This window comes from Nesterenkonia muleiensis, assembly GCF_003600155.1.
Lineage (GTDB): Bacteria > Actinomycetota > Actinomycetes > Actinomycetales > Micrococcaceae > Nesterenkonia > Nesterenkonia muleiensis.
Map to the genome: position 1 here is coordinate 1 of NZ_QWLD01000024.1, position 21,294 is coordinate 21,294.

Genomic DNA, 21,294 nt, shown 5'->3' on the forward strand with positions numbered 1-21,294 from the left:
CGGGTCGCCCTCAGGATCACCAGTGGGGTCACCTTCTGGATCACCGGTCGGGTCGCCCTCAGGGTCACCGGTCGGGTCACCTTCTGGATCACCGGTCGGATCACCCTCATCATCTGGTTCAATCACGGTGATAGCGGTGGTCGCGGGAGTCTCCGATACCTCACCAACAGCAGTCACCTCGGTCTCGCCCAACTCATAGTCGGCCGGGACCGGCAGCGACACACTGATGTTTCCATCCTCATCAGCAGTGGTCTCCACCGGCTCCTCACCGGGGATGCTGACCTGCACGGTCTCACCAGGGGCGAAACCCTCACCAGTAATGAGAGTCGACTCACCCTGCTCCACTTCAGAAGGATCAGCCGAGATAGAGGTCTCGAACACCGGATCCTCATCATCATCAGCCGGGATGATCGTAGAGGAGGCCAGATTCACCTCAGCCAACGGGCTGCTGGGCAACAGGCTGAGCTGCAGAGCTCGCACAGTCTCGGAACCCTCGCCGAGATCACCCGTCTCAGGTTGCACATTGGCAGTCAGAGAGACCAACTCTGTCACCACGTTATCCAGGAGTGGCCCAACAATAGTCTCGTTCAGACCACCCACGATGTCAGCGACAAGTGTATCCAGGGTCTGGAGCTCATCCACGATGTCGAAAACACCATTCAGAACACCGCCAAGCACGCCGAAAACAGCGTTATCCAGGTCACCTTCATCGTCAAGCCCCAAGCTGGTCAGCACAAGGCTCAGAACATCCTCGAGGACAGTGCTGTCTTCACCCGGAACGCCGATGGACAGCGAAGCGTCACCCGATTGGATCTGGGCCACGGTGGCGTCAAGGGAGATCATGAGGCTCAGCCCGATCAGGTCGCCAATAGCATTCGTGAGATCATCCAAGAGGTCACAGATCGCGCCAAAGACCGGCAGATTACAAACGCCTAGACCGGGGGTAACATTAAGGCCGCTGAGCAGTTCCACCGAAATCTCGAGGTCGACACCAGTGTTGCCGATCTCGTCCTCGATGTCTTCCACCAGGTCAGTCACGATGGCCGTCACAGTTGTCATCACGCCCTCACTGATGGCATCGATCACATCAGCGTTCAGCACCTCATAGTTGGCGGGCAGCGCATTCAAGCTGGGGAGATCATTTGAAGGATCATCCAGCACAGCCTCCAGGTCCACGTTGATCAGGCCTGTATTGAGATCAACGGTGATGCCCTGAGCTTCTCCTCCGACCGGATCATCGGGCAGCAGCGCCGAAAGGCTCGGCGCGGTCAGGCTCAGACTAGGGTCTACCGACAGCAGACCACTCTCTTCGGGAGTCAGAGCGCTCGTGAGGGCATCGAGGACGCCGCTCTCGCCCACCAGAGCATCAAGAAGTCCTTGAGTTTCGGCCTCCACGGCAGAGAGAGCGTCACCGAGTTCGCTGTAGACGCGGCCAAGCGCCGGGCTCTCCAGTGTCAGATCGGCAGAGGCGATGCCATAATCGCGCTCTACTTCCCCATCCGCGATCTCACGGATGCTGGATGAAATCGCCCCAAGTTCCAGACTGACATCGCTGACCAAGCCGTCCGTCAGTCCAGCGAGATTCAACTGACTCAGAAGCGCCGTCAGGTCAACCGCTGCGTTGGACGGGAACTGGTCTGCCACGCCCAGATCGATGGCCCCGCTGTCAGACACCGCACCGGTGGCTGCGAAAACATCGTCCTCCTGCACGGAGGCCACCTGGTTGACCGCACCCAGGTCAATCACGCCGTCTGTGCCGAACAGGTCGACGCTGATGCCAGAACCAAGATCGACACCTACAACATTGAGCAGCTCGACTCCCAACGGGTTCTGATGGAATAGTTCACCGTTCTCCGTGGGTGCCTGAGCGCCGGCGATCTGTGCGATGTCGTCGAGGTTGAGATCCACGGCTGATCCGCCGAGGAACTTGCCCAGAGCCTCAGAGTCGCCATGTGTGTCGGCGTTAGCCGGTCCGGCGGCGACTAAGCCAGTGCTGGTGGCCAAGAGTCCTGCTGTGACATAAGCCACTGACCTGCGTAACCAGCGCCTGGCGAGACCCGGCGGCCTTTCAGGACGCTGGGCACTACCTGATGGATTTACCATCATTCCCCCTAGAGATTCTATTTTTGACTGACTCAACCAGCGAGCAGACTGACCTCGAGCAAAACATCGCCGGACCAACCAGCTGGCTGTTACTCATTCGTCACGTTTCGCATTAATGATCACGAAACCATCTCGACGCTAACACAGCGCCAAGGCCACCAAAAGGTTTTACAGGGACTTTTTCAAGGAATAGCTAGAAAACTGAACACCGTCTGACAAGCAGGAGCAGTCCGAAACTCAGCCGATCAGGTCGCGGACTTGGATGACCTGGTCACGCCCCGGGCCCACCCCGATTGCTGAGAACGGCGCCCCAGACATCTCCTCCAGTGCCAACACATAGGCCCGAGCGTTCTCCGGAAGATCCTCCAAAGTACGGGCACCGGTAATGTCCTCCTCCCATCCGGAAAAGGTCTCATACACAGGCTCAGCGTGGTGGAAGTCAGTCTGGGTCATCGGCATCTGACCGTGCAGCGTGCCGTCCACGTCATAGCCCACACATACCGGGATCTCCTCAATGCCGGTGAGCACATCCAGCTTGGTCAGAAAGTAGTCGGTGAAGCCGTTGACCCGGGCCGCGTAACGGGCCATCACGGCGTCGTACCAGCCGCAGCGGCGCGGACGCCCGGTGTTCACCCCGAACTCACCGCCGGTCTTCTGCAGGTACTCGCCCCACTTGTCCTCCAGTTCGGTGGGAAACGGCCCAGCACCCACACGGGTAGTGTAGGCCTTCACAATCCCGATCGACCGCCTGATCCGTGTAGGACCGATGCCCGAACCGACGCTCGCTCCACCAGCGGTGGGGTTCGAGGAGGTCACAAACGGATAGGTGCCGTGATCGACGTCGAGGTAGGTGGCCTGACCACCCTCCATGAGCACCACTTTGTCCTCATCCAGGGCATCGTTGAGCAGGATGGTGGAGTCCACCACCATGGGCCGCAGCCGCTCCACATAGGAGAGGAAATACTCCGCAATCTCCTCGACGGCAATCGAACGCCGATTGTACAGCTTCACCAGCAGCTCGTTCTTCTGCCGCAGCGCGCCGTCGATCTTCTGCCGGAGGATGGACTCGTCGAAGATGTCCTGGACCCGGATGCCCAGCCGGCCCACCTTGTCCATGTAGGCCGGCCCGATCCCGCGGCCGGTGGTGCCGATGGCACGCTTGCCCAGGAACCGCTCGGTCACCTTGTCCATGGTCTGGTGATAGGGGGCCACCAGATGCGCATTGGCGCTGATCCGCAGCCGAGAGGTGTCCGCCCCGCGGGCTTCGAGCCCGTCGATCTCCTCGAACAGGGCCTCGAGGTTGACCACCACGCCGTTGCCGATCACCGGGGTCGCATTCGGTGAGAGGATGCCCGCCGGCAGCAGCTTGAGCTCGAACTTCTCCCCGCCGACCACCACCGTATGCCCAGCATTGTTGCCGCCGTTGGGCTTGACCACGTAGTCCACCCGGGAGCCGAGCAGGTCGGTGGCTTTGCCCTTCCCCTCATCGCCCCATTGAGCGCCGACGATCACGATGGCTGGCATATGGTGTCCTCTCACGCGGTCAAAAGCCGGCTCTGAGTCTATCAACGCGGAAGTCCAGTCAGCGTTGAGGCTCCCTGGCTAGGGTGAACAGTGAACATGGATACGCAGCTCAGGAAGTAGGGGAGCACATGATGGCACTTCGCAGTATTCCGCGCATCGCTCTGCGCCACGCGCCCAAAGTCCTAGCGCCCAAGGTCTATGCCGGCTACTACGCTTTCTCCCGCGGGGCTCGCCTCGCCCGCCGCGTGGTCGGCTGGAGGCGGGGCCGCCCATGAACCTCAGCGGAGCGCGCACCGTCACCAATTTCGAATCATCCGTCAACGCAGTCCGGGCGGTCTCCGGGTTCCTGAAGGGCACCGGCCACCCAGCCATGGGTACCGGGCCCAGCTCCACCCTGCTGGCCAAGGCCGCAGCTCTCCCCCCGCGCGGGGTGCGGGAGAAGCTCTACGAGCTCGCCGGACGCAGTGAAGCCCTCCCGGAGCGGAAAGTGCCCCAGGTTGATGTGGATGCCATTGACCGGTGGGTGGTCAGAGAGTACGACGACGCCGGCTCACCTCATCAGACTTACCCGGCAGTGATGGTGGGGGCGGTCTCCGGGGCGGCGTTCTTTCTGGCCACCGCACTGGGGATCCCGTTCCTGCCGCAGACCACCCTGGTCTCAGTACGCGACGGCTCCACTCATCCTGATGACATCGCCGGGGCGATGCGCCGCTGGGCGCCGGCAGCCCGGCAGATCGCCGCCAATAACCCCCGGGTCAGCGCCTACCATATGCACGATCCGGCCCAGGACCGGCCGATGATGGCTCAGGCCGCGTTCTTCCGACTCAAGCGGAAGTCCCTGGGCCCGGTCTATACGCAGTTCCTGCGCGACCGGCTGGACCCCGGCGGAGTGATCATCACTCTGGACAGCACGCGCACCTGGCGCTCCACCCAGACCGGGGAGCACAGCCTGTTCCAGTTCGGCTGCCTGGGCGGCATCCCGGAGGAGGAGTACAGCACCGGCAGTGAGCGGATCACCAAGTTCCTGGCCGACCAGGGTTCGGAGTACACCGGCTGGCAGCCCCCACAACCCACTGACCGCACTCCGGACGGGGAGTGGGGATTCGACCCGCAGCTCGGTGCTGCTGTGGACCAGCTGGCAGCTGAGTCCGGGTGGCGGCGTCGTACCCTGCACCAGAATGAGCCGCAGGACTCCTCAGCGTTCATCGCCGAGCTCTACCGCCACTGGTACCGGCAGCTGGGGTGGCAGGACAGCCGCTTGCTGGCCCAGACCTATCACCACCTGGACCCCTGGTACACCCTGGCCACCGGCTCGGTGCCGTTCTGGAACAGGTTCCATATGCGGCCCAGCTTCGAGGTGCTCTCCGAGTACCTATCCGCCGCAGATCCCTATGATGAGGTGCTGATCAGCCTGTTCTCGCACGGACTGGACTCCCCCGGCCTGGTGGAGGTGCCCGAATGGGACGAGCTGGCGCGAACTTCAGCCAGAAGCCGGGGCGAGATGATCGGCGTGGACAAACAGGCCTACCCCGCTGATACCGGGGCGGCCTTTCGCTACCAGGAGGCCATCAAGGACGTGGGCCCGCACCGAGAGCTTCCTGAGCCGCTGACTGTGGAGGAAGTGGACGAGTTTGCGCAGAATTATGGGATTGCCCAGGACGCCGGTTCACTTCCCGAGCACACTGACGACCTCGCCGGCCAGGGGACTAGAAACCCCGTGACCTGGGTTAACCTAAACGACCGTTAGAAGCGGCCAAATAACAGTAGGCACAGAGAGACTCGTACCACACGTCAGCGCCGTCGATGGCGACCTGGTCGCCGTCGAAGATTACGTGCTCGCCCTGGCGGCGGGTGTTGAACACCGCCTTGCGGCCGCACCGGCAGATGGTCTTCAGCTCCTCCAGGGCGTGGGCCAGATCCATCAGCCGGGCTGAGCCGGGGAAGGCCTTGGTGCGGAAGTCGGTGCGGATGCCGTAGGCCAGCACCGGCACATCGTCCAACACCGCGATCCGCAGCAGGTCATCGACCTGTTCGGGGGTCAGGAACTGGGCCTCATCGACCAGCAGACACGCCACCGGCTTCACCACCGTTGGTGCCTCGGCGCCGTCGTTCTCCAGTCCCTCCAGCAAAGTGCCGGCCGGATCTGCGGTGGCGTGCCGCTGATAGAGGCTGCGCAGCCCGGCCGCTGGCGGGATGAGGAAGTCCACGCTCCTGGCCACCCCGAGCCGGGAGACGATCAGGTCCTCGCCCTTGGTGTCCACCGCGGGCTTGGCCAGCAGTACCCGCTGGTCTCGCTCCTCATAGTTGAAGGCTGCCTGGAGCAGTCCGGTCGATTTGCCGGAGTTCATGGCCCCGTAGCGGAAGTAGAGCTTGGCCATCAGCTCCGGAGAGTCTTGATCTGCTCAGCAGCGGCGGGGTCGGAGTCGTTGAGCAGCTTGCCGATGCGCTCGACCTCATCCGTCTCCCCAATGGCTGCGGCGGCCTGACCCAGGGCGGCCAGCGAGCGCAGGAACCCGCGGTTGGGCTCATGCTCCCAGGGCACCGGTCCCTGTCCGCGCCAGCCGTTGCCGCGCAGCGAGTCCAGGCCGCGGTGGTAGCCGACCCGGGCGTAGGCGTAGCCCTCCACGGTGTAGCCGGCGTCCAGCGCCTCCTCCGCCAGCAGGGCCCATACCAATGACGACGTCGGGTGCTTGGCGGCCAGGTCCACCGGCTCCTCACCAGTGGCCAGGGACTCGACGACCTCCGGCTCGGGGGGCAGCAGAGTGGGGTCGGGCTCCATGAGATTGCGGCCGATCATGTTCATGGGTTCATCCTAAACCTGCCACCGGCTTTTCAGCGTGCTGTGATGCCCAGGGTGCGTCCCCTACACGGGGATGGCGGCGGACTTGGTCCCCTCAGGTCCGGAGGCATCGCCGTTCTTGCGCTTCCTGCGCCTCTTCTGCCTGACGATCTTGCCGTGGATCACCCGGTGCCGGACGAACCCTGAAATCTGGTCCACCAGGATGGTGATCGCGATGATCACGAACAGGGTGATCCCGATCGCCTCCCAGTCGTAGGGGCGCTGGCCGAACAGACCGTTGGGCGGGCTGATCAGCCGGCCGATGCCGCCGGCGCCCAAGGCGCCCAGGATGGCCGAGGCGCGGATGTTGACCTCGAAGCGGTAGAGCCAGATGGCGATGATGTCCGGCATGACCTGCGGCAGCACCGCCCAGCGGATCATCTGGGCGTGGGTGGCTCCGGAGGCCCGGGAGGCCTCCAGCGGTCCGGGGTCCACGCCTTCGATGGCCTCCGAGATCAGCTTGGAGAGGGTCCCGATGGAGCTGATGCCCAGGGCGAAGGCACCGGCCATCGCCCCGCCCATCTGCGCCGGCCCGACCCCGAGCAGGGGGATGAAGATGGCCACGGCGAACACGATCTCCGGCACCGCGCGGATCACTGAGAGGATGAACCGCATGGGGATGTAGATGGCCAGCGGGGTCATGTTGCGGGCGGCCAGGATGCCGCAGGGCAGGGAGAAGAGGGCCCCGACGATGGTGCCGATCCAGGCGATCGCCACCGATTCCAGCATGGCGTCGAAGGCGTTCGCCCAGTCCCCGCGGGCCTCCTCATCGGGGATCTGGGCCACCCCGCCGACCATCTGAACGCTGTAGTCCCACACCCGGGCAGGCATCTCCAGCAGGGCGCTGAGCGTCATGCCGGTGCCGGCTGCCGAGGAGACGAACAGCACGGCGATGGAGATCAGGGCCATGTTGTACCAGAACTTGGACGGCTTCACCGGGCGCATGTCCAGCCGGTCGGGGGTGTAGCCGGACTGGCCGGCGTCACTGGCAGCCTGGGCTTCGGCCCGCTGCCTGCTGGTGCCCAGGTAGGCCAGACCGTAGATGGCGGCCGCGACGGCGACCACGGCCGCGGAGATGACCAGGCCCCACATCATTCGGCGGAAGACCTCTGAGGTCTCTGCCGCCGGGGCGTAGGTGAGGAGGAAGCCCAGTGCCGCGAGCAGCACCGGGGCCACCACGCCGGCGGCGATCTTGTATCCGTGGCTCACAGCAGCTTCCTCCGGACCCACATGGAGAGCAGGTCGACTAAGAGCACCACGATCACCAGTGCCCAGAGGATGGCTCCGACGTTCTCATAGCCCTGGGACATCCGGCGGATCTGCCGGGAGAGCTCGCCGCCGATGCCGGCCACGCCGACCACTCCCAGGGCGGCGGAGGCTCGGATGTTCAGCTCAAAGACGTAGAGGCTGTAGGAGACGAAGCTGGGCATCACCGCCGGCAGCACGGCGACCCGGTCGCGCTGGAGGAGGTTGGCACCTGCGGCGTCGGCAGCCTCCAGCGGGCCGGGGTCGACCGCATCGATGGACTCACCGAGCAGCTTGGCCACGATGCCGATGTTGAACATCATCAGCGCCAGCACTGCCGCCAGGGCGCCCAGGCCGTAGGCGGTGCCGCCGATGAAGGCGGCGAACAGCAGCGCCCAGCCGACGTCGGGGATGGAGCGGACCACCGAGTTGATGGCCTTGACCGTCTGGCTGCTGGTCTTGCTGAAGCTGGAGACCGGGGAGGCCAGCATGGCCAGCAGCAGACCGATGAAGCAGCCGATGATGGTGGCCACCACCGCCATGCACAGGGTGATCAGCCACTCTCCCCAGATGGGCCGGGAGGTGCCGGCCACGTTGCTGAACAGCAGGTAGCTCCAGTCAGGATTGAAGTATCCGATGAGCTGCTCGCGGGTGTTGCCGGCGGTGAGCCGGCCCGGGACCTCGACGATCCGGTCGATGAAGTGGATGTTGGAGCCGGCCCAGTAGCTGAAGATCACCACCGTCAATGCCCCGAAAGCTGCCATCACGCCGGTGCGGGTGAACCAGCACAGAGCCAGGACGGCCAGCATCACCAGGAACCCGATGAGCGGCCACTGCGGGGCCCACAGCGTGGTCACGCCCAGCGGCAGGTAGAGCACGGAGGTATCGTCGCGGGTCCACCAGAAGAAGGCGAAGGCTGCCACGGCCACCACCACCAGGCCCAGATAGTTGACCAGCGGCGGTGTGGGCGGCTCGGGCCGGGTGACCCGGGCAGGGCCGGCCTCTGCGGAGGTGCGTTCAGCCACAGCGGTCACGCTCAGGGCTTCCTGTCAGGCTCGCCGGCAACGACACCGGCAACGGCCTCCGCCGGAAGATCCTCCAGGCTGACCGGGAAGTCAGCGGTGGCGATGTCCTCAGCGGTCAGCGAGCGCTGGTAGACGTCCTCGATCACCGTGTCCGTCGCCTCCTCGGTGGGGCCGTCGAAGACCACCCTGCCGGCGCGCATGCCGATGATCCGATCGGCGTAGTCGCGGGCCAGGTCAAGGTGGTGCATGTTCACGATGCACGTGATGCCCAGGTCCTGCTGGATCCGGCGTAGGTCGCCCAGCACTTTGCGCGCGGTGGGCGGGTCCAGGGAGGCCACCGGCTCATCGGCCAGGATGACCTCCGGGTCCTGGGCGAGCACGCGGGCGATGGCCACCCGCTGCTGCTGGCCGCCCGAAAGGGCGGAGGCCCGGTTGTAGGCCTTGTCCACAATCCCGACCCGCTCCAGGGACTGGAAGGCGACTTCCTTGTCCTCAGCCCCGTACCAGCCGATCAGGGAGCGCCAGGTGGGAGTGACTGCCGAGCGGCCGATGAGCACATTGTTCAGCACGCTGATGCGTCCCACGTTGTTGAACTGCTGGAAGATCATGCCGACTTTGGAGCGCAGCCTCCGCAGTTTGGACTTGTTCTTGGGATCCACCACGGTCTCGCCCACGGTCAGCGTGCCGCCGGTGTAGGGGACCAGCCCGTTGACCGCGCGGATCAGGGTGGACTTACCGGCCCCGGAGAGCCCGATGATGGCGACGAACTCGCCCCGAGCGATCTCCACGTTGACATCGTCCAGCCCCTTGAAGCCATTGGGGTAGATCACATCAACGTTCTCAAAAGTAATCATATTATGGAGAATCCTAGGACAGGGTGCGGCCCCGGGCTGGGAGCAGTCCGGGGCCGCACCGTCAGTCAGTCAGTGGGCAATCACTCGTCGCCGAACTCGTTGTAGACCTGGCGAGCGACGTCGAGGGCTTCCTCATCAGCCGGAGCCAGTCCGTTGATCTCGTAGACGTCATAGAGCGGATCGCCCTCGTCCAGGTCACCGGACTCGGCGAAGCCCAGCCACGCCTCGACCAGGACGTCCAGCTCCTCGTCGGTGAACTCGCTGGAGGCCACAATGCCGTCATTCGGGATCGGGCCGGCCCAGGCGAAGACCACCAGCTCCTCGCCCACATCGGGGTTCTCGTCGACGATGTTGCCGCGGGCGTCGTCGAAGGAAGTGCCGATGGTGAACTCATCGTTGTACACAGCCTCAACAGCCTGGTCGTGGCCGCCGGCGAACTGCGGGTCGACCTCCACGCCGAGCTCGTTGAGCTGGGTCTGCGGGAAGTAGAAGCCGCTAGCCGAGCCTTCCTCCACATAGGCCACCGCAGTGCCGTCCTCGATCAGCTCGAGCGCGTCCTCGCCCATCGGGCCGTACTCGGCGAGCTCACCGGACTCCTCGTCGTAGATGCCGTTGCAGAAGGAGAAGCCGTCCTCGTCCTGCACCACATCGTCCAGGCAGTAGGTGTCGGGGTCGTTGGTGAACCACTGGGTGACGTACTGCTCGGAGCCGAAGCGGATGGACTGCAGGATCGGGGTGCCGCCTGCCTCGTCCTCGGCCTGGATCATGCCGACCGGTCCGGACATCAGCAGCTGGACGTCACCGGACTGCATGCCCTGGATCACGCCCAGGTAGCTGTCGGCGAAGAAGATGTCCACTTCGAAGCCGCCGAGGGACTCGGAAAGCTGGTCGGCCAGAGACTCGGCGTTCTCCTGCTCAGCCTCGGTGGCGGAGTCGGTGGCCGGAACCAGGCCGATGGTGATGGAGTCGACAGAGGTGATCTCACCGGCAGCCTCGCCGTCCTCGTCCTCCTCGCCGCCGTCGTCGTCACCGTTGGCGTCATCGACCTCGGAGGTGTCGTCGTCGTCCTCCTCGTCACCGGCGACGTCGTCCTCGTCACCGGCACAGGCAGCCAGGGTCAGGGTCAGGACACTGGCCAGCGCGAAAGCTGACTTGGTGTTCATGCGCATAGTGGGAACTTCCTTTGAGCTCAATCAAGGTGTAAGTGCGGTGCCTGAGCCGGGAGCCGCTCCGGCCCCCTCCTCAGACAGCCCCGCAGACATGAAGCCCGCGAGTCTGAAACTCACTCTAAGTCCCGGTCAACCTTGCCACAACCTGGAAGAGGGTATTTTTTCAACCTGTCATCTGTTGTTAACGTGCGCCGTCCGCGCGAGCTGATCACTGCTCAGCCCGCCCAGCGGCGAATCACCGGAGCCGCCTCGGCGAAGCTCCGCACCCGGTGGCTGGGGCTGCCCAAGCCGGTGCCGAACCGGTCGATCAGGATGGTCTGGCCGCCGAGCTCATCCACATGGGCCAGGTCATTGGCCCAGATGTCACCCACCGAGAGGATCTGGGCTGGCGGCACCGGCGGGGCGGCGATCTGCCTGGCACGCTCCACCGCCTGGGGCATACCCACCGGCTTCTGTGCAGAGTTGGTCACCGCATCGAAGCTGCTCTGCAGCCCCAGCACCTCCAGCCAGGCACCGAAGTCCTCGGCCGGAGCGTTGGTGAGAAGAACGACGACGACGCCGGCTTCTCCGGCTGCCCCCCGCAGCTGGTTCAGCAGCGGGGCAGCCTCCGCCGGGGCGTGGAGGTCGGTGCTGGCCAGCCCGGCGGCCAGCAGGGTTCGCCGGGCCTGCCGGAAAGCATGGCCGGTCTCTTCATGGGTGAGCCCGGACTGCATGGCCAACAGCTGGACCAGTTGGTAGCCGTCCTGCAGCGGCCAGGAGCTCGGGTGCGGAGCTCGGGTCCCGGTGGCGGGCTCCTGCTCAGCGGCCAGCGGAGTGACGCCGGCCTCATGCTCTGCGGCATCGGGGTCGTATTCGATCTCCTGGACCAGCAGCTCATCATCAGCCAGCGCCTCGGCGACCACCTCGTGGACCCCTCTGCCGCCCGGGCCGGGCAGACCGCGCTGGTCCAGTTCGGCATCCACCTGGCCTGCGTAGGCCAGGATCGGGTCCTCACCCAGGCAGAGGGTGCCGTCAAAGTCCAGCAGCAGCAGTTTGTGCATGCTACTTGATGGACTTGCCGGCGGATCCGAGCTGCTGGGCCGCCTCCACAATGCGGGCTGCCATGCTGGCCTCAGCGGCCTTGCCCCAGACGCGGGGGTCGTAGGTCTTCTTGTTGCCGACCTCGCCGTCGACCTTCAGCACCCCGTCGTAGTGGGTGAACATGTGACCGGCCACCGGGCGGGTGAAGGCGTACTGGGTGTCGGTGTCGATGTTCATCTTGATCACACCGAAGCTCACGGCATCGGAGATCTCCTGCTCGGTGGAGCCGGAGCCGCCGTGGAAGACCAGGTCGAAAGGACGCTCTGTGCCGTACTTCTCCCCGGTCTGGTCCTGGATGTCCTTGAGGATCTCCGGGCGCAGCTTCACATTGCCGGGCTTGTAGACGCCGTGGACGTTGCCGAAGGTCAGGGCGGTGATGTAGCGGCCCTTCTCCCCCAGCCCGAGAGCCTCGAGGGTGGCCACGGCATCCTCGATGGTGGTGTAAAGCTTCTCGTTGATCTCGTTCTCCACACCGTCCTCCTCACCGCCGACGGTGCCGATCTCCACCTCGAGGATCTGCTTGGCCGCAGCGCTGCGCGGCAGCAGCTCAGCGGCGACCCGCAGGTTCTCCTCCAGAGTCTCAGCGGAGCCGTCCCACATGTGGGAGTTGAAGATGGGGTCGCGGCCTGCTTTGACCTCCGCCTCGGAGGCCTCCAGCAGCGGCAGCACAAAGCCGTCGAGCTTGTCCTTGGGGCAGTGGTCGGTGTGCAGGGCGATGTTGACGCCGTAGTTCTTGGCGACCTCCTTGGCGAAGGCGGCGAAGCCCAGTGAACCGGCCACCATGTCCTTGACCTCGGCGCCGGACCAGTAGGCCGCGCCTCCGGTGGAGACCTGGATGATGCCGTCAGAGTCCGCGTCGGCGAATCCCTTGATGGCGGCGTTGAGCGTTTGGGAGCTGGTGACGTTCACCGCGGGGTAGGCGTACCCACCGGCCTTGGCGGCATCGATCATCTCGGTGTACTTGTCAGGGGTTGCAATGGCCACGCTGAGCTCCTTCGTGTATGAGAGGTATGGTGGGCAGCATCATCGGTGCCGGCGCCGACCCCTTGGGGCCGGCGCTTGACTCACCATCCTAACGAGGAGCAGTACCGGTCACCACAGTTCCGGCTGATCCTCCAAGCGGCTGTCCTCGATGTCAGGCACCACCATGACCGGACCTTCGGCGTTGTACAGCGCGCTGCGGGAGACCGATCCCAGCAGGCTGCTGGCCAGTCCTCCTCGGCCACGGGTGCCGACCACGGTCAGCTGAGCTGTCCGGGTGGCGGCACTGAGCACAGCGGTTGCCTCACCGACCTCCACCACGGCGTTGATCTCCAGATCCGGGAAATGGCCCTGGACCCAGTCGACCTCTGCCCGCAGCTCTCCGCTGAGCTCTGCCTTGCGCCGTTCGACCAGCTCCTCGTCGCCGAGCACCAGGTCGGGGTACCACATCAGCGACCTGTCCACCGGCGGCAGCGCAACCAGCAGCTGCAGTGCCACACCGCGGCCCTCCGCGGCCTGTGCGGCGATCAGGGCGGCCAGGCGGGAGGAGTGCGAGCCGTCGATGCCGGCCACCACCGGGGCATCGGAGACCATCGGGGCAAAGCGCTCGGGACCGGTGGCGTCCGGAACACTGTAGTGACGGGGCACGACGACCGTGGGGCACTTGGCGTGCGCCGGCAGTGCGCTGGAGACCGATCCCAGCAGACGGCCGAAGAAGCCGCCGCGGCCGCGGGCACCGACCACCACCAGCTGAGCCCGTTCAGAGAGTTCGACCAGCACGCCCGCCGCGTCGCCGCCCTCGGCGCGGTAGGTCACCTTGCCGGGGTAGTCCTTGAGGTACTCGCGGGCTTCATCAAGGGTGCTCTGGGCGATCTGACTCTTGACCCTGGCCTCCTGCGCATCCGGGAGTGCGGCCAAGGCTGTGTAGACACCCACCGGGATGGTGTAGGCGCTGACCACAGTCAGCGGCACCTCCCCGCGCTGGGCGGCCCGGGCTGCGTAGTGCAGGGCCAGAAAGGCATGTTTGGAACCGTCGAAGCCGACCAGCACACCGAGCTCGCGGTCCTCCGCGGCGAAAGGAATGGTGCCCTGGGGGGCAGAAACCTGAGAGCGAACGTCGTTGTTCATCACTTCCCTATCCGGGGGTCTCCTACCTATGTGACGACGACTGTGACCCCCTAAATCAGTGGAACCATCCTCGTCACGCTCCAGTCTACTCCTTTTTTCTACAACGTGTAGAAATTAGGGAGCCATGACACCTGCCCGTTCCGCTCAGGCAGATTCGTCCCTCCGGACAGCAGTCTAGACCCTGGGTAAGCTGACCTTCCAGGGCTACCGGCCCCGCGCAGCCGGAGCCCCGCCGCGGACGATGTAACCTCAGCTCGCTATCCTCCGCATGCACACCGCGCAACGGCAAGACCACCATGATTGAGCACGGCGATGCTCTGATGTCACCGCTCCAGCAGCCTCACGTGTCCTCCACCGCAACCAGGAACTCCCCGAGCACCTGGTTGAACTCTTCCGGGCGCTCCAGGTTCGGGTAGTGGGCGGTGTTCGGGATGACCCTCAGCTGCCCTGCCGGCACCGCTGAGACCAGTTCGCGGACCATCCGCAGGTGGTCTTCGGCGTCCTGTTCGCCCACGATGCCGAGCACAGGAACGTCCAGGCCAGGCAACCGCTGGCTGATACGTGTCACCGGGGTCGGGGGTCTCGGCATCACCGGCCCGCTTGGACCGACGATGTGGGTGAACAGGGTGTGGCGGATCATGATGTCCACCTCCTGCAGGATCGCGTCCTCCAGGTCCTCGAGTTCGCGGTGCGGGCCGGCGACGAATTTCAAGGCCGCAGCGATCCAGGCCTCAGGGTCATGGGCCTCAGCGGCGCGCTGCCATTCTGCGAGGATGCCCAGCACCCAGGGATCACGGAACTCCGACTGGCTGGTCCCCGCCCCGCAGGCGATAACGCCGGCCATCCGGCCGGGGTGTTCCAGGGCGGCGTCGACTGCGGTGGAGGCGCCCATCGAGACCCCGGCCAGGACGGCACTCTCGATGCCGAGGGCGTCAAGTGCTGCGATGACATCGTCGCAGTGGCGAAACGCCGCTGGATCAGGCGCTGTGGTCCACCCATGGCCACGCGCGTCCAAGGCGATCAGCCGGCGGCTGCCGAAGGCTTGGAGCTGCCGGTGCCACATCCGGTGGTCCAGGGAGCCGCCGTGGAGGAGCACCAGGGGCGTTTCCGCAGGATCGGAGGAGGGCCGGTGCTCGGAGAAGGCAATCCAGGCGCCGCCGACCTCCACGTACTGAACCAGGGATGGTGCGTCGTCGTTCTCAATCATGACAACTAGGGTGTCATGTTGTGCATGAATTGGCAACCAAGGTGTCATAATGAGTCGATGAGCAGCGCCGATCATCCCTCCGCCGAGCCGCTTGCCCCCGAACCCCTGGCGCGCAGGCTGGCCGAGGTCTACCAGGTGCTGGGACCGCTGTACCGGAAGGTGTCCCGCACCGTTGAGCAGCTGCAGCCGCAGATGGGCATGTCCGTAGGGGTGCGCGCCGTGCTGGAGCAGCTGCGGCGGGCCGAGGGCCTGACCGTACCTCAGATGGCGCGGGCCCAGGAGCTGAGCCGGCAGTTCGTCCAGCGCATGGTCAACGACGCGGCCGCTGCCGGGTGGGTGGAGGCGCAACCGAATCCCGCGCACCGGAAGTCTCCGCTGATCAGGATCACCACCGCCGGCGCCGAGGCGATCGGGACGGTGATTCGCCGGGAGCACCAGCTGATGGGCCGGGTGCGGGGCGATCTCACCGATGACGAGATCCGTGCCACGCTCAGAGTCCTCACCGCGATGTCAGACGGGCTCGAGGATGTGCAGCGCGAGGCTTCTCCGTAGCATCGGTGCTCGCGATGTTCATGCGCTACCGTTTCTGAGCTCCCAACTGGGCATCGGCTAGAGTGCCTTGAGTGAAAATCGGTGTCTTCGACTCCGGGGCCGGCGGCGAGGCGGTGGCTGCCACCCTGCGCGAACTGCTCCCCCACGCTGTGGTCAGCACGGCCAGTGATCGCGAGCATGTGCCCTACGGAAGCCGATCCGATGCTGAGGTCCTCCATCTCACCGATCGCGCGATCCAGCCACTGCTGCGCGCCGGCTGCGAGGTGATCGTGTTGGCCTGCAACACCGCCACCGCAGCAGCCGTCGAACACCTCCGGCAGGACTATCCCGCGACTCCGTTCGTTGGCCTGGAACCCATGGTCAAACCCGCCAGCGCGATCACCCGGTCGAAGAGCATCATCGTCTGCGCCACCCCAGCCACCCTGCGCAGCCGGCGCTACCAGCGGCTCAAGGACACCTGGGGCGGTGGCGTCAATATTGTGGAGCCCGACTGCGCCGACTGGGCCGCCGCCATTGAACGCGGCGAACCGGAAACCATAGACCTGGAACCGCTGAGGCTGCTTGTCCAGCAGAGGGCTGCTGACGTCGTCGTACTGGGCTGCACCCACTATCACTGGATCAAGCACCGTGTGCAGCAGGCAGCCGGCGCAGAGGTCACGGTGCTGGAGCCGACCGACGCCATCGCCGCACAGATCCGCCGGGTCACCGCCGCGGCCGCGGGGCGCTGACGACTGTCTCCGAGGAGAACACTCCACGTATCATCGGACTATGGCCGGGGAACAGCCGTTCTCGGAGTTCGTCCAGGCGCCCCCGCGTGGCGCGCCGGGCGTCATCTCGATGCTCGGATACCGGGCCCATGGCCTGCCTGAGTCGGTCCACCGCGGTCTTCCCTCGTCGGCACTGACCTTCATTCTCGCCTTCGACGAGGGCGTCCAGGCGGCGGCAACTGCCCCTGCCCTGGCCTCTGCCACCCCAGCGAAGATCGTGCTCGGCGGCCTGCACACCACCACGGCATTCGTCCAGCAGCGCTCAGACTGGGCCGGCATCGAAATCACGGTACACCCGCTGGCAGCCCGGTCTCTGTTCGGCGTCCCCACCCGGGAGCTGAGCGTCACCGACTTCGACGGCAGCTCACTCCTGCAGCGATGGGGCGAGGAGCTGCACGGTCGCGCCGTCGAAGCCCGCGACTGGGCTGCCGCATTTGCCCACGTCGAGTCACGGCTGATCAGACAGTTCGACGGCCATCTTCCGGTCCGCCCGGAGCTTCTCCACGCCTGGCAGCTCTTGGAGCGCACTGGCGGCCGGATGCCCATCAGTGCACTTGCCCGGCAAGTCACCCTCACCCCGAGGCATCTGGGGACTCTGTTCCAGCGGGAGGTCGGGCTCTCACCCAAGGCGGTGGCCGGGCTCATCCGGTTCAGCAGGACCGCCAAGACCATCGCCGACCAGCTCCGGTGGACCGGGCAGCCGGATCTGGCGCAGATCGCATCCGACACCGGATACGCTGACCAGGCGCATCTCAGCCGGGAGTTCAGCCGCTACGCCGGCATCAGCCCTCGAGCCTGGATGGCTGAGGAATTCCGAAATATTCAAGACGGCGGACACAGCACGGAGGCATACTGACACCATGAATGCCACCACACCTCATCCAGCTTCCCTCTCCGCCGACCAGCCCAGCGTGTGGGTCACGCTGCAGGCCCATGACGCGGTGGCCCTGATCGACTTCTACGCTGAGAAATTCGGCTTCCACGTCACCGTGAATATGACCGAGGGCGATGTTGTCCACCACGCCGAGCTCCGCTGGCCCGACGGCGCGGGCGGAGTCATGCTGGGATCCTACGATCCTGAGAAGCCGTGGGTTCGCGAGCCTGGGACCGCCGGTGTCTATGTCGTCACCGGAGAGATCGACGCCCTCTATGAACGGGTCACCAGTCGCGGGGCCGAGGTCTTCCGCCCGCTGACTGATACCGACTATGGCAGCCGAGAGTTCGCCGTCCGTGACCCCGAGGGCAACCTGTGGTCCTTCGGCACCTATCTCGGCGAGCCTCGGGAGAATGCTTGATTGAGCAGCAGAAGGGCCCCGGGTATAAGTTCGGCCTCGACGTCGGCGCCCCGACCTGACTCAGAGGTTCCGGAATGGAGCTCATCACCGTCGGCGAAGACGGGAACACCCTCGGGGACATGGATGCGGATATGCCGTAGCCGCTGGGTGACCAGTGGCCTCAACCAGCGGTGCACGCGCATCATCAGCAGCGGAAACAGCACCACCAACCCCGGACGGCTCAAGGGTGCGATATGTGAGACCTCGGCCCAGCCGTCGTCGGGCCGTCCCTCCCGCGACAACGGGATACCACCGCCGATGAAGGAACCGTTCTGGATGCAGATCAGGGCCGACTGCTGCACGGCCTCCTCCCTGGCACCGATCTGCACGCCGAACTCCACGGAACGGAACCGCGGCACCTCCTGCGCCAGGGCCAGCAGATACCGCAGCCGGCGTGGCACTCTGCGCTGGAGGTTGGCCCGCTGGTTGACCCGGGCATCGAACCCGATGTTCACCGAGTTGGCAACCCACCGAGATCCCGGCTCGAACGAGCTCCTCAGCCGCAGAGCGTCCACTGACCGCAGCGGGAGCTCAGGCTGGTCCAGCGCCCGAAGAAGCTGGCGGACCGCCTCAGAGGTGCGGCGCGGGATACCCAGCACCCGGGCGAAGTCATTTCCGCTGCCGGTGGGAACGATCCCCAGCGGCACGGCTCGCTGCGCCACCAGATTCACCGCGCGGCTGACCATACCGTCGCCCCCGCAGACCACCACGGCATCAACCCCTGATTCCAGGGCCGTCTCCGCGTCACCGAGCTGTCGGTGCTGATCAACGGGGTCAGGAACCACCAGTTCCAGGTCAGGACCGCCGCGAGCCTCAAGACGCCGCTGCACCTCATCAAGAACGGGGCCCTGTCCGGCACCGGGGTTGAGCAGCACCAGGACGCGGCGGCGCCCACCCTCGGAACGGGTCATGTGCGCACTCCGGTTCGCCCCCTCGTCGTCATCGTGTCTGATGATGCTACCCGGTGGGCTACGGTGCTGAGTGTGGATGAGCAGACACATGAACGGGTGCGGGAGATCATCGCCTCAGTCCCGGCAGGGAGGGTAGCCACCTATGGCGACATCGCCAGGATCGCCGGGCTGCCCACCCCGCGGATGGTCGGCTGGGTGCTCCGGGAGGACGGATTCGACCTGCCCTGGCACCGGATCATCCGGGCCGACGGCGTTCCCACCCCGCATCTGAGGGCCGAACAGCTGGAGGCACTCCGCGCCGAGGGCGTTCTGGCCCGGGGGCAGAAGGTCGACCTGCGGCGCTACCGGTGGCAGGGGTGACTGCGCCTTGGGCTAACGTAGTTCTATGGCATGGGAGCGCACCGAGTCCTTCACCCACGGCGGCAGACAGATGGTCTACAGCCGGCTGGACGGCCCGGACGGACTGACCTTCGTGGTGATTCACGGGATCGGCATGGGGCGGCAGGTCTATGCCGACCTCTGCCGGGAGCTGGCGCGTTCGGGCACCGTCTACGCGGTGGACCTGCCAGGTTTCGGCGACTCACCGGAGCCCTCCGAGCCCCTGACCATGCCGGCCACCGGTGACTTCCTGGCTGATTTCATCCGGTCCCTGAACATCGAGAACCCGGTGCTGATCGGCCATTCGATGGGTGGCCAGGTGGTCGCAGAGACTCTGGCTCGGCACCCCGAGCTCAGTGACCGCGGGGTGCTGATCGCCCCTGCGGTCAACTACGCCGAGCGCACCGCACCCAGGCAGGCCCTGCGCATGGTGCAGGACCTCGCCGGGGAGAACCCCAAGGTCATGGTCCTGGGCACTGTCCAGTACCTCAAGGCCGGACCCCGTTGGTTCCTGCGCAAGATGCGCCAGATGCTCGAACATGAGCTGGAGGAGACCTGCCCGGAGATCCGTGCCGACGTCCTGGTCATGCGTGGGGAGAAGGACAGGGTCTGCCCACGGCCCTGGATCCAGGAGATCGCCGAGCTCCTGCCCTCATCGCAGATGGAGGAGATCCCCGGCCGAGGCCATGAAGCGGTCATCAGAACCCCTCAGCCCGCCGCCGATATGATCCTCGCCCACGCCGAAGCCACACGCTGAGCTGAACCCCTCATACAGGCAGATGCCCCTCCCTCGGGAACAATCACAAGCGCCGCATCGCGGAGGCGAAGCTGACGAGGCGCTACCTCTATGGGTGGCGATTTGCTCAGTTCGAACGCGGCGAATTGCACAATAGAGAGGCGGCCACCTGCTAGCTTGTACTCATGGTCTACCAGCGACGCATCGTAGACGACGTCCTCGACGAGCTCTTCCCCCACCTGGCGGCCATCGCCCTGGAGGGGGCCAAAGGCGTGGGCAAGACAGCGACAGCGAGCCAGCGCTCCAAGACAATCCTGTCTCTCAATCGGCGTGGCCAGCGCGAGACTCTGGCAGCCGATATCGACTACATCGCGCGGGCTGCGCCGCCAGTCCTGATCGACGAATGGCAGCTTGAGCCACCTGTGTGGGACCGGGTTCGAACCGCGGTGGACGAGAACAACACTGGCGGGCAGTTCCTGTTAGCCGGTTCGGCCGGGGTCGCCCCGGGCGTGCGGATTCACTCCGGTGCAGGTCGCATCGTCAGCATCCCGCTGCGACCACTCTCCTTCAGCGAACGCGGGTTGATGGAGCCGGCGGTCTCACTACGCGAGTTGCTTGCAGGCAACCAGCCCAAGGTCAGCGGACACTGCCCGATCGGCCTGCCCATTTACGCCGACGAGATTCTCGGCTCCGGGTTTCCTGGCATCCGCTCCCTGCCCGAACGGGCAAGGAACGCCCAGCTCGACAGCTACATCACCAGGATCGTCGAACGTGAGTTGCCGGAGAACGGCGTCGCGGTTCGCCGCCCCCGGGCACTCAACGCCTGGCTGAGCGCCTATGGAGCGGCCACCGCAACCGATGCGTCATACTCCAAGATCCTCGACGCAGCGACAGCTGGAGAACGTGACAAACCCGCACGCGGGACCGTCGATGCCTACCGCGAGCACCTCACGCGAATCTTCGTGCTCGACCCGATTCCGGCATGGATCCCCCTGTTCAATCCGCTCAAGCGCCTGACCCGTGCTCCCAAACACCATCTCGTCGACCCGGCCCTGGCGGCACGTTTGATGAAGATCAGCAAGGACGGCCTGCTGAGGGGCGAGGGGGATCGAGTCGCAGCCTCGACTGGCACCTGGCTGGGCGCACTCTTCGAGTCACTGGTGACACAGAGCGTGCGCGTCTACGCACATGCGCTCAACGCTGACGTTGGACACCTCCGTACCAAGGACACCACCCGCGAAATCGACCTCATCGTCGAGGGCAGTGACCGTCAAGTCGTCGCGATCGAAGTCAAACTCGCTGCCACTGTTACTGACCACGACGTACGTCATCTGAACTGGCTGCAGCAACAGATCGGCAGTCGCCTCTCTGACCGGGTCATCGTCACCACCGGCGAGCATGCCTACCGCCGCCCAGACGGGGTTGCCGTCGTCCCTCTGGCCCTACTCGGACCATAGCGGG

Annotated in this window: 22 protein-coding genes; 9 read left to right on the plus strand and 13 right to left on the minus strand. The window is 65.4% G+C overall.

The window, feature by feature from the left end:
- Together DVO78_RS17495 and DVO78_RS07455 are read right to left on the minus strand one after the other, a co-directional pair.
- A partial coding sequence (locus DVO78_RS17495; protein WP_162301574.1) for a choice-of-anchor G family protein occupies positions 1-2,004 on the minus strand: 2,004 nt, incomplete at its 3' end.
- Positions 2,005-2,340: 336 nt separating this feature from the next.
- Positions 2,341-3,627: an adenylosuccinate synthase gene (locus DVO78_RS07455; RefSeq protein WP_120004195.1), complete on the minus strand. Its 1,287-nt coding sequence runs from the start codon at positions 3,625-3,627 to the stop codon at positions 2,341-2,343.
- A 128-nt stretch (positions 3,628-3,755) separates the two neighbouring features.
- On the opposite strand from DVO78_RS07455, the gene DVO78_RS17500 reads away from it, so the two are divergent.
- Both DVO78_RS17500 and DVO78_RS07460 read left to right on the plus strand, forming a co-directional pair.
- Entirely contained in the window at positions 3,756-3,902 is a 147-nt protein-coding gene (locus tag DVO78_RS17500; protein ID WP_157983917.1) for a hypothetical protein, read from the plus strand.
- Positions 3,899-5,374: a hypothetical protein gene (locus DVO78_RS07460; protein ID WP_120004196.1), complete on the plus strand. Its 1,476-nt coding sequence runs from the start codon at positions 3,899-3,901 to the stop codon at positions 5,372-5,374. Before DVO78_RS17500 ends, DVO78_RS07460 begins: the two co-directional genes overlap by 4 nt.
- On the opposite strand, the gene DVO78_RS07465 is transcribed toward DVO78_RS07460, so the two are convergent.
- From DVO78_RS07465 to DVO78_RS07510, 10 genes are all read right to left on the minus strand, one after another.
- Positions 5,355-6,005 carry a thymidine kinase gene (locus tag DVO78_RS07465; protein ID WP_120004197.1) on the minus strand — a complete coding sequence of 217 codons (651 nt, stop codon included), beginning with the start codon at positions 6,003-6,005 and terminating at the stop codon, positions 5,355-5,357. The genes DVO78_RS07460 and DVO78_RS07465 overlap by 20 nt on opposite strands.
- Positions 6,005-6,430, minus strand: a complete 426-nt coding sequence (locus DVO78_RS07470; RefSeq protein WP_120004198.1) for a DUF3151 domain-containing protein — start codon at positions 6,428-6,430, stop codon at positions 6,005-6,007. The genes DVO78_RS07465 and DVO78_RS07470 overlap by 1 nt, the downstream gene beginning before the upstream one ends.
- 60 nt (positions 6,431-6,490) lie before the next feature.
- Positions 6,491-7,675 (minus strand): phosphonate ABC transporter, permease protein PhnE, encoded by a 1,185-nt coding sequence (gene phnE, locus DVO78_RS07475; RefSeq protein WP_238385194.1) that lies wholly within the window; start codon positions 7,673-7,675, stop codon positions 6,491-6,493.
- The gene (locus tag DVO78_RS07480; RefSeq protein ID WP_120004199.1) at positions 7,672-8,745 is read right to left on the minus strand and encodes a PhnE/PtxC family ABC transporter permease; all 1,074 of its coding nucleotides are present in this window, start codon (positions 8,743-8,745) and stop codon (positions 7,672-7,674) included. Before DVO78_RS07480 ends, phnE begins: the two co-directional genes overlap by 4 nt.
- Before the next feature lie 2 nt (positions 8,746-8,747).
- Positions 8,748-9,590, minus strand: a complete 843-nt coding sequence (gene phnC, locus DVO78_RS07485) for a phosphonate ABC transporter ATP-binding protein (RefSeq protein WP_120004200.1) — start codon at positions 9,588-9,590, stop codon at positions 8,748-8,750.
- Between the two features lie 80 nt (positions 9,591-9,670).
- Positions 9,671-10,753 (minus strand): PhnD/SsuA/transferrin family substrate-binding protein, encoded by a 1,083-nt coding sequence (locus DVO78_RS07490; protein ID WP_157983918.1) that lies wholly within the window; start codon positions 10,751-10,753, stop codon positions 9,671-9,673.
- 221 nt (positions 10,754-10,974) lie between these two features.
- On the minus strand, positions 10,975-11,799 hold the full coding sequence (locus tag DVO78_RS07495; RefSeq protein ID WP_120004202.1) for an HAD family hydrolase: 825 nt from the start codon (positions 11,797-11,799) through the stop codon (positions 10,975-10,977).
- A gap of 1 nt (position 11,800) precedes the next feature.
- Entirely contained in the window at positions 11,801-12,823 is a 1,023-nt protein-coding gene (gene fbaA / locus DVO78_RS07500; protein WP_120004203.1) for a class II fructose-bisphosphate aldolase, read from the minus strand.
- Between the two features lie 108 nt (positions 12,824-12,931).
- Positions 12,932-13,948 (minus strand): universal stress protein, encoded by a 1,017-nt coding sequence (locus DVO78_RS07505; protein ID WP_120004204.1) that lies wholly within the window; start codon positions 13,946-13,948, stop codon positions 12,932-12,934.
- Between the two features lie 340 nt (positions 13,949-14,288).
- A complete protein-coding gene (locus DVO78_RS07510) occupies positions 14,289-15,155 on the minus strand; it encodes an alpha/beta fold hydrolase (RefSeq protein WP_157983919.1) in 867 nt (288 codons plus the stop codon).
- A gap of 57 nt (positions 15,156-15,212) precedes the next feature.
- On the opposite strand from DVO78_RS07510, the gene DVO78_RS07515 reads away from it, so the two are divergent.
- From DVO78_RS07515 to DVO78_RS07530, 4 genes are all read left to right on the plus strand, one after another.
- Positions 15,213-15,707, plus strand: a complete 495-nt coding sequence (locus tag DVO78_RS07515; RefSeq protein ID WP_120004206.1) for a MarR family winged helix-turn-helix transcriptional regulator — start codon at positions 15,213-15,215, stop codon at positions 15,705-15,707.
- Between the two features lie 71 nt (positions 15,708-15,778).
- Complete coding sequence (locus DVO78_RS07520; protein WP_120004207.1) at positions 15,779-16,435, plus strand: glutamate racemase; 657 nt, start codon at positions 15,779-15,781, stop codon at positions 16,433-16,435.
- Between the two features lie 40 nt (positions 16,436-16,475).
- Positions 16,476-17,330, plus strand: coding sequence for an AraC family transcriptional regulator (locus tag DVO78_RS07525; RefSeq protein WP_120004208.1), 855 nt, complete (start codon positions 16,476-16,478; stop codon positions 17,328-17,330).
- Between the two features lie 4 nt (positions 17,331-17,334).
- A complete protein-coding gene (locus tag DVO78_RS07530) occupies positions 17,335-17,769 on the plus strand; it encodes a VOC family protein (RefSeq protein WP_120004209.1) in 435 nt (144 codons plus the stop codon).
- Here DVO78_RS07530 and DVO78_RS07535 read toward each other — a convergent pair.
- The gene (locus DVO78_RS07535) at positions 17,739-18,719 is read right to left on the minus strand and encodes a diacylglycerol/lipid kinase family protein (RefSeq protein ID WP_157983920.1); all 981 of its coding nucleotides are present in this window, start codon (positions 18,717-18,719) and stop codon (positions 17,739-17,741) included. The genes DVO78_RS07530 and DVO78_RS07535 overlap by 31 nt on opposite strands.
- Positions 18,720-18,791: 72 nt before the next feature.
- Here DVO78_RS07535 and DVO78_RS07540 point away from each other — a divergent pair, with 72 nt between their 5' ends.
- The 3 genes from DVO78_RS07540 to DVO78_RS07550 all read left to right on the plus strand — a co-directional run bounded on the left by DVO78_RS07540 (position 18,792) and on the right by DVO78_RS07550 (position 21,290).
- Complete coding sequence (locus tag DVO78_RS07540; protein WP_120004211.1) at positions 18,792-19,079, plus strand: MGMT family protein; 288 nt, start codon at positions 18,792-18,794, stop codon at positions 19,077-19,079.
- A 25-nt stretch (positions 19,080-19,104) separates the two neighbouring features.
- Positions 19,105-19,854 carry an alpha/beta fold hydrolase gene (locus DVO78_RS07545; RefSeq protein ID WP_120004212.1) on the plus strand — a complete coding sequence of 250 codons (750 nt, stop codon included), beginning with the start codon at positions 19,105-19,107 and terminating at the stop codon, positions 19,852-19,854.
- A gap of 164 nt (positions 19,855-20,018) precedes the next feature.
- The gene (locus DVO78_RS07550) at positions 20,019-21,290 is read left to right on the plus strand and encodes an ATP-binding protein (protein ID WP_120004213.1); all 1,272 of its coding nucleotides are present in this window, start codon (positions 20,019-20,021) and stop codon (positions 21,288-21,290) included.
- Positions 21,291-21,294 lie beyond the last annotated feature (4 nt).